At 49.3% G+C, this 6,724-nt stretch carries 9 protein-coding genes and 2 pseudogenes; 9 read left to right on the top strand and 2 right to left on the bottom strand.

All coding sequences use genetic code 11. The features are described 5' to 3' along the window. Together ACOTXI_RS22585 and ACOTXI_RS22580 are read left to right on the top strand one after the other, a co-directional pair. The coding region (locus ACOTXI_RS22585) for a hypothetical protein (protein ID WP_421766143.1) at positions 1-363 on the top strand (363 nt) is incomplete at its 5' end. Between the two features lie 16 nt (positions 364-379). Next, entirely contained in the window at positions 380-1,201 is an 822-nt protein-coding gene (locus tag ACOTXI_RS22580; protein WP_421633970.1) for a DUF932 domain-containing protein, read from the top strand. A gap of 28 nt (positions 1,202-1,229) precedes the next feature. Here the strand turns inward: ACOTXI_RS22580 and ACOTXI_RS22575 are convergent, their stop codons facing one another. Beyond that, positions 1,230-1,769: a lytic transglycosylase domain-containing protein gene (locus tag ACOTXI_RS22575; protein ID WP_032636190.1), complete on the bottom strand. Its 540-nt coding sequence runs from the start codon at positions 1,767-1,769 to the stop codon at positions 1,230-1,232. A gap of 573 nt (positions 1,770-2,342) precedes the next feature. Between ACOTXI_RS22575 and ACOTXI_RS22570 the strand changes: the two genes are divergently transcribed. After that, complete coding sequence (locus ACOTXI_RS22570) at positions 2,343-2,738, top strand: hypothetical protein (protein WP_023327730.1); 396 nt, start codon at positions 2,343-2,345, stop codon at positions 2,736-2,738. A gap of 32 nt (positions 2,739-2,770) precedes the next feature. Here the strand turns inward: ACOTXI_RS22570 and ACOTXI_RS22565 are convergent, their stop codons facing one another. Further along, complete coding sequence (locus ACOTXI_RS22565; RefSeq protein ID WP_032636186.1) at positions 2,771-3,412, bottom strand: Arc family DNA-binding protein; 642 nt, start codon at positions 3,410-3,412, stop codon at positions 2,771-2,773. 196 nt (positions 3,413-3,608) lie between these two features. On the opposite strand from ACOTXI_RS22565, the gene ACOTXI_RS22560 reads away from it, so the two are divergent. The 6 genes and pseudogenes from ACOTXI_RS22560 (at position 3,609) to ACOTXI_RS22535 (ending at position 6,619) form a co-directional block, all read left to right on the top strand. Beyond that, positions 3,609-3,962, top strand: a complete 354-nt coding sequence (locus ACOTXI_RS22560; RefSeq protein ID WP_033147099.1) for a type IV conjugative transfer system pilin TraA — start codon at positions 3,609-3,611, stop codon at positions 3,960-3,962. A gap of 3 nt (positions 3,963-3,965) precedes the next feature. Continuing rightward, positions 3,966-4,268 carry a type IV conjugative transfer system protein TraL gene (gene traL / locus ACOTXI_RS22555; protein WP_023327727.1) on the top strand — a complete coding sequence of 101 codons (303 nt, stop codon included), beginning with the start codon at positions 3,966-3,968 and terminating at the stop codon, positions 4,266-4,268. 6 nt (positions 4,269-4,274) lie between these two features. Then, positions 4,275-4,856, top strand: a complete 582-nt coding sequence (locus ACOTXI_RS22550; RefSeq protein ID WP_023327726.1) for a TraE/TraK family type IV conjugative transfer system protein — start codon at positions 4,275-4,277, stop codon at positions 4,854-4,856. 11 nt (positions 4,857-4,867) lie between these two features. After that, positions 4,868-5,036 (top strand): annotated as a pseudogene (locus tag ACOTXI_RS22545) (conjugal transfer protein TraK); the annotation flags it as partial. After that, positions 5,029-5,805: pseudogene (locus ACOTXI_RS22540) on the top strand (conjugative transfer relaxase/helicase TraI domain-containing protein); the annotation flags it as partial. The pseudogenes ACOTXI_RS22545 and ACOTXI_RS22540, both read left to right, overlap by 8 nt. A 28-nt stretch (positions 5,806-5,833) precedes the next feature. Then, the gene (locus ACOTXI_RS22535) at positions 5,834-6,619 is read left to right on the top strand and encodes a DsbA family protein (protein ID WP_023327724.1); all 786 of its coding nucleotides are present in this window, start codon (positions 5,834-5,836) and stop codon (positions 6,617-6,619) included. The last annotated feature ends 105 nt before the right edge of the window (positions 6,620-6,724 follow it).

The raw sequence follows: 6,724 nt of genomic DNA, 5'->3' as shown, positions 1-6,724 counted from the left end.
CTCCTTTGCCCTTTGCCGCGAGAGAACTCACCAGGGAGATGGACAACCATCACCACAGGAGAAACCAGGATGCACACACGAAACGTCAACGTCAAAACCGCCGCTCAAGAATCTACCGGAAGATGTGATTCAAACCTCACCACGTCCCAGTTTACGGATCTGTTTTGCTGGGTCCTGGCCGCATCGGAAGGGGAGCCACAACCGGTAATTTTTACGCCGCCAGAGAATGCCACTGAGCTGACGTTAATAAATGACGAATGCCCGGATTATATCTCTGTCTGGGTTGTAGATGGTCGCCCGGTGGCAGCTGCAATCCCGCTGGATAATTTTCACCGCGTTATTTCTTCATCTCTTACTAAATAATCAGGAGTAAATAAAAATGGTCAGTTTCGCAAGCCGCTATCGTATGCCTGCCTCGATCCGCAAAGACCGTCCGCTGACGAATGATGAATTACAGCGCATCGTTCCGAGCGCGTTCTCATCGGATAAACACGATTCACGCTCTGAACGTTATACGTATATCCCGACCATTAACATTCTTGATCGCTTACGTGATGAAGGTTTTCAGCCATATTATGCAACGCAGTCACGTACACGTGACCAGGATAAACGCGACTTTACAAAGCATATGCTTCGCCTGCGCCGTCATGACCAGATTAACGGAAAAGAAGTGCCGGAAATTATTCTGCTGAATAGCCATGATGGTTCAAGCAGCTATAAAATGATCCCCGGCATGTTCCGTCAGGTTTGCAGTAATGGTCTGGTTGCATGGAAGGATTTTGGTGAAATCCGCGTACCCCACAAAGGGGATATTGTCGGGCAGGTTATTGAAGGCGCTTACACGGTGCTGAAAACATTCGACGCGGTTGATGAAAATATAGACCTCATGAAAAGCATTCAGCTCACTTTGCCTGAGCAGCGCCTTTTTGGTGCGACCGCCCTGGAAATTAAATACGATGGAAAACCAGCGCCGATTACACCGGAGCAAATTATTAACCCTCGCCGTGTGCTCGACAGAGGCCAGGATTTATGGACCACGTTTAACGTGGTGCAGGAAAATGTGATCCGTGGGGGAATTCGTGGCAGAACGGAAAAAGGGAAGATGACCAGAACGCGGGAAGTCACCGGAATAGATGGTGACATCAAATTAAATCAGGTGCTCTGGAAAATGGCGGAGGAGTTTGCAAAACTGAAGGCCTAAAAATTAAGCCGCTCAACAGAGCGGCTTTTTACTGCACGCTATGTGACGATGCTGTTTCTGCAATTTTAATATCATGCTCCTTTCCCGCAGCTGGCGCGAGACGTTCTGAAAGTAACTTTTTTCTGGCCAGTAATACACGATATATATTTTTGATATCCTGTGCATAGGCCTTGCGCTGTACAATGAGCTTTTTGCTCGGTCCAGTATTATACATCCCCACGCTGTCCCAGTTTTTCCCGTATGACCGAAAGTTGTGCGCCAGTACCCATGCTCCCGTATAAACGCAGATACATGGATCATTTAACAGGCGCTCACGGGTAATATTGAAGTTTTTAAGTTTACCGTAATGGGAACTGTTCACCTGCATACCGCAGACATCTTCCGTTCCATTCCTGTTTGATCCATTTATCGCATCCGGTACAAGATGGCTCTCTTTAATCGAAATTGACATAAGCAGCAGCGGATCAATTTGGTAATCTTTCCCGGCCTGATCAAAGCACATCTGCGGAGCTGCGCCAGCAGATAGTGAAAGAGTCAGTAAAGCAGCAGGCAGTAACGATATTTTCATGGTTTGGCCTTTTAGCGAAATAAACGGGCTCTGGAGAGGCGCTTTAAAAAATACCCCGGCGGATCGTCGCAATCAAGTAAATTCACTACAAACGCGCCTGAGCGCTCTCCTGAAGGGATTTAACACCTGTCCGAAATAAACATGCCAGAACGGTATACGGTATTAACATGCCGCTCTTTACTAACCCTTTAAAACATCACACCCCACGCAAGACTTCGTCTTGCAGATTTTTCCTTTCATTTCAGTGGGATGTTTGTAAGAAATTTGCGCGCTTTTGGAATGTGACCGTTTAATGTCGTACATACCGACACTACACTATCGTATAATCCTGATACCTGTTAGTGTCGGTATGTCACACATGTATCATACAATTGTAGATATGCTTTAATTACATTGAATTATATATCGCACAGTGTCACACTATCGCACATCATAGTGCTGGATTGTACTACTGTATAGAACAGAAATGCACAGCAGTATCAACCCATTACAGCCTTGCACAGCAATGTGGAAATCCACCAACAGGCCATACATAGTGTCGGTTCCGACACTAACTTAAAACAGGTAAGAAATATGGGAAGAGTCGGCATCTACCTTAAAGATAAAATTGAACGCGAAGTTCGCGATATTGTTCAACAAGACCTGCAGAACGGCGCTAATGCTGGAGAAGCAAACATATCAGCTACCTGCAACGAATTAATCCGGCTTGGACTGCTTGTTTATAAACGCGATGGCGAGGATGGCAATCAATTTGATATCGAAGGATATCGAAGAGACCTCATAAGAAAAGCAGCCGGCTCACGCGAAGGCACAGTTCTCATTGCCACCCTAATCGCTGAGATGTATTTAAAAATGACAGGAAAAGACGGCGAAGGCAGCCTTGAAGATACGCTTGATATGATTTTAAGCGGCATAAACACAGCCGAGAACGAAGCAGAAGCAAGGCACTTCATCAACGAAAAAGAATAAATCTGTGAGCCGGACACCCCGGCCCACATCGATCACAGGGACGGTTTTTCATCCCAGGGAAGGTCACTTTTCTCCACCTCCTTTATTTTTTCTTTCAGGAACACCTCGAACTCCATGCAAAGAACTTTAAGCGCCTGCACATCCTCATTCTGGTCAAGTAACCTTTCCGTAAAATAACCCAGCGTATTCATCAGACGGGTGAGCATTTCATCATTCAGACTACGGTTATGCACCTTCGCCATTGCCCTGATTTCATCTGCAAGGTTTTCAGGAATTCGCATGCTATATCCGGTTGTTTTCCCCGGAAGCAAAACTCTTTCACCCTCACGCCACATCCACAATTGCTCCTGCTTGGGCGAGGATTTAATTTCTCCAGCATCATCAAGAGATTCACCATCAAGTAATTGCCCTAGCCACTCTTCAAATCTCACCGCCAGAGCAATGAGCCGCTCACCCTCCGCAGTTTTAATGACAGGCTTGCCGGGCTGATAATTCAGCGACAACAAAAGCCTGGCAATAATTTCCTCATTCACACTTCTGTTGCCAGCTCTGGCACATATTCTCAGCTCCATAAGCAGATTATCCGGTGCACGCAATCGCCACTCCACCGCCTCACCTGGCTGGAACTTGCGTGGACGGCCGCGACCATCCCACATTTTTTCTTTTACTTTCATAGCTATAGATCCCATAGACCATCTCCGAACTTACTGGTCAACAAAGCCTACCCACTTACATATTCGGATAAATCTGAATGGTTACAAAAAGTGTGACATGCGTCACAGTTTTTTTTTTTTAGGGTCATTGGACAATTGCGCCCGCGTAAACAAGCACTTACGCGATTCACTTTTGTTTACTTCGGAGAAAACAAACATGTTAACCAAAGGCAGTGCCCTTAACGTCGGTAAGGGATGGGCGGTAGCGTCTTTATTCCGCAAAGCACGCGAAAATCGCCAGGCTAAATTTTACTTAAAGTCAGCAGGCGCTTTTTTAATTGCACTTATGGTCACTCACCCGGCATTCGCATCTGGTACCGACCTTCTTTCCTCGCAGAACGCCACGGTTAATTCCACCTTCGGCTCCGGCTCATCACTGGTTAAATGGTTCTACATCGCCGAAATCATCATGGGCCTGTTTATTTACATTAAGGCCCGCTCACCACTGGTATTCGTCGGTATCGTTATGGCAATCATCTTTACCCGTGTCGCCTTCGGTATCGCGAGCTAAATGATGAACGGGGAAGGAGATAAATATAACTTCCCGGAAACAATGAACCAGCAGAACCGCTATTTAGGCTTACCGATTGACGAATTGATTGTTACCGCACCCCTTTTAGTTTTGGGGGTGCTTAACAACCTGTCACTCGAACTTGGTGTAATCGCGGGAATCCTCTGGTTCATCGTCAGATATCTGAAAAAAGGGCAGGGGTCGTACTGGTTGCTTAATTTCTGCTACTGGCACCTGCCATCACTTTTATTCAAAGTAACCTTTCGCCAGATACCTGACTCAAGTTTCCGGCACTGGAGGGCATAGTTTTTCATGAAACTGAATATTAAAGGAGAGCGCGATAAACAACTCCGCTATGCGTTTATTGGTCTTTCAGCTTTAACTTTACTCATGAGCGCAGGGAATGTACTGACAGGGTCACTGGCATGGTATTTCGCCACAACCCAGAAAACCATCACCACGCCGTTAACGTTTAACCGCCCATTTGCATCAGATTCTAAAAGTGTCGATGCGACCGGTCTGACACAGTTCGCCGCTTCCTTTATTTACTGGCGACTCAACGTTACCCCGGAAAACATCGAACATAACCAGAAAATGATTCTTGGATTTGTCCCCTCCGCCGAACGGGACGTACTCAAGAAAGCCCTGGACATAGAAACTGAGCGCATCCAGAAAGCGGGCATCACCACCCAGTTCGACACGAAAGAAATTCGCGTCATGGATGATGGCTCCGTGCAGTACAGCGGGGTACTGAAATCCTCCACCACAAACGGCGCAATCATCACGCCACTGAAAGACCAGGAAAAAACCTACCGACTGAAACTGAGTTATGACAACGGTGTGATTAACCTCCACAGCTTTGAAGAACTCAAGCCGGTATCTTCCACTAACTGACAGGACTGCCCATGAAATTTCGCATTTCACCGGCAGCTGCTGCTGTGTTTCTGGCAGCGGGATTATTTACCAGCGGCCTCCGGGCCGCTTCCTCACCCGCAGCCATTCCGTTTGAGAACGACGCCGCCTTTAACGTCACTCTCAGCAACACCAACCCGAGTAAGGTTGTTGTACCCGGCGCTTTCCTGAACCGGCGCTGGCGCTGCCGGTGTATGACAACAATGGCAGGAGTGCGGGCCTGGCCATGGTTTCCCTGGTTGCCAGCCCGGAAGGGCGGATGACACAGGGGGAGACCCGGATGGTCATGACAGAACGTGCCCGTGGTGCGGTACTGCAGCGAAGCCAGTCAGGCAACACGATTGTGGCCAGTGACCTGGCGGCCGCGCTTGATGCAGTACGACATCACCCGAAGGACGGCGTGGTCTGGCAGACCGGCGATGAACCGCCTTCAGCATGGTTGCTTAAGGTGAGCGGTGGGACAAAACAGGATGTGTCGCCGGGTATTGTCTCCACGCTGACTGACGAGCAGAACGTACAGCAACTGCGCGAACAGATGCTGGCAGACCAGATTCGCAATGAAGACGCCGGACGGAACAGGCAGCCGGAGTCGTTGCTGCCGGAAATTCCGCAGGAAGAGGTGATCAGACTGAAACCGGAAGACATTAACCCGCGTAAACCGGAACCACTCACCCCGGATGCAGATGTAATCGCCAGGGTGAGAGGTGAGGAAAACACCGGTGGACAGGAAATGAAAGCTGCTGCAGGTGTCAGGAGTGAGCTGGAAGGTGCTGACAAGGCATCCGGTGAACAGTCGCGGGCATCGCGTGTGATTGCAGATCTGGCAAACGCTGAGCGCGACATGCTCAGGGTGGCAGAAAATACTGAACGCGGCCGCATGCCGGAGCGTGAAGAACAGACCCTCACCCGTACCATTCAGAAAGAACGCTAATCCCCCATTTAACAATGAGACTCAGACGATGAAAGTACACAAATTAGCAGCATTAATAGTTACAACATACATTGGCTTTATTGCAACGGCACACGCTTCGGCCCCTCAGCCGATATTCAGCCCGGAGCAGGAGGCCCGTATCGGGGAAATCGCAGCAGACTACCTGGTATCCCACCCGGAGATACTGGTGACGGTCAGTCATAAGCTGCAGGAACAGCAGGAGGCACGTAAGCAGAAGATGTTTGCACTCAGCGTGATGGAGAATCAGGCGAACCTTCTGCATGATCCGGATACCCCGGCTTACGGGCCTGATAATACAAAGGTCGCGGTGATTGAATTCTTTGATTACCAGTGCGTGTTCTGCAGCCGCTTTGCGCCGGAGCTGGAGAAGGTCATGAAAGCGCAGCCGGACGTCCGCTACCTCTTTAAGGAGTGGCCAATATTTGGTGGCCGCTGGGAAGCCTCACTTCAGGCAGCGCAGCAGGGGCTGACGGTCTGGCAAAAGAAAGGGCCGCAGGCCTATGTCACCTATCACAATGCCATCTACGCCACCGGGCATAATGAAGGCAAACTGACGGTGGAGGATATTCGCGTTGCAGCGTCAAAGGCGGGGCTGGCCACCTCAGCTCCTGGCGACCATACCGCGTCTCTTGAGAAAAACAGCAATCTGTCGGAGGCGCTGGGACTCACCGGAACGCCGGGGATCATCGTCATGCCCGTTAGCGGGGCGACTCCCGACACCATCACGGTTTTCCCGGAAGCCGTAACCGCTGACAGGCTTCAGGTAGCAATCCGGAAAGCCACGGCCAGATAGAAGATTTCAATTTCCTGTTTGCTGTGCCAGCCACATATGCAACCAACTTTTTTTAGCATATAGTTAAGTTCAGTAGTAAAATGCAGCGCCTCGTCGAGAGATGAT

It is taken from the genome of Enterobacter cloacae complex sp. BZL2005, from assembly GCF_049238885.1.
In the GTDB taxonomy this organism is placed as follows: domain Bacteria; phylum Pseudomonadota; class Gammaproteobacteria; order Enterobacterales; family Enterobacteriaceae; genus Enterobacter; species Enterobacter roggenkampii.
Note: the sequence above shows the minus strand (reverse complement) of the source record. Positions and strands in the feature narration are given on the sequence as shown.

Excerpts from the sequence above, each read along its gene's own strand:
- ACOTXI_RS22560 (WP_033147099.1), top strand. The coding sequence starts at position 3,609 with ATGTTAACCAAAGGCAGTGCCCTTAACGTCGGTAAGGGATGGGCGGTA.
- traL (WP_023327727.1), top strand. The coding sequence starts at position 3,966 with ATGAACGGGGAAGGAGATAAATATAACTTCCCGGAAACAATGAACCAG.
- ACOTXI_RS22575 (WP_032636190.1), bottom strand. The coding sequence starts at position 1,769 with ATGAAAATATCGTTACTGCCTGCTGCTTTACTGACTCTTTCACTATCT.
- ACOTXI_RS22565 (WP_032636186.1), bottom strand. The coding sequence starts at position 3,412 with ATGAAAGTAAAAGAAAAAATGTGGGATGGTCGCGGCCGTCCACGCAAG.
- ACOTXI_RS22535 (WP_023327724.1), top strand. The coding sequence starts at position 5,834 with ATGAAAGTACACAAATTAGCAGCATTAATAGTTACAACATACATTGGC.
- ACOTXI_RS22580 (WP_421633970.1), top strand. The coding sequence starts at position 380 with ATGGTCAGTTTCGCAAGCCGCTATCGTATGCCTGCCTCGATCCGCAAA.
- ACOTXI_RS22570 (WP_023327730.1), top strand. The coding sequence starts at position 2,343 with ATGGGAAGAGTCGGCATCTACCTTAAAGATAAAATTGAACGCGAAGTT.
- ACOTXI_RS22550 (WP_023327726.1), top strand. The coding sequence starts at position 4,275 with ATGAAACTGAATATTAAAGGAGAGCGCGATAAACAACTCCGCTATGCG.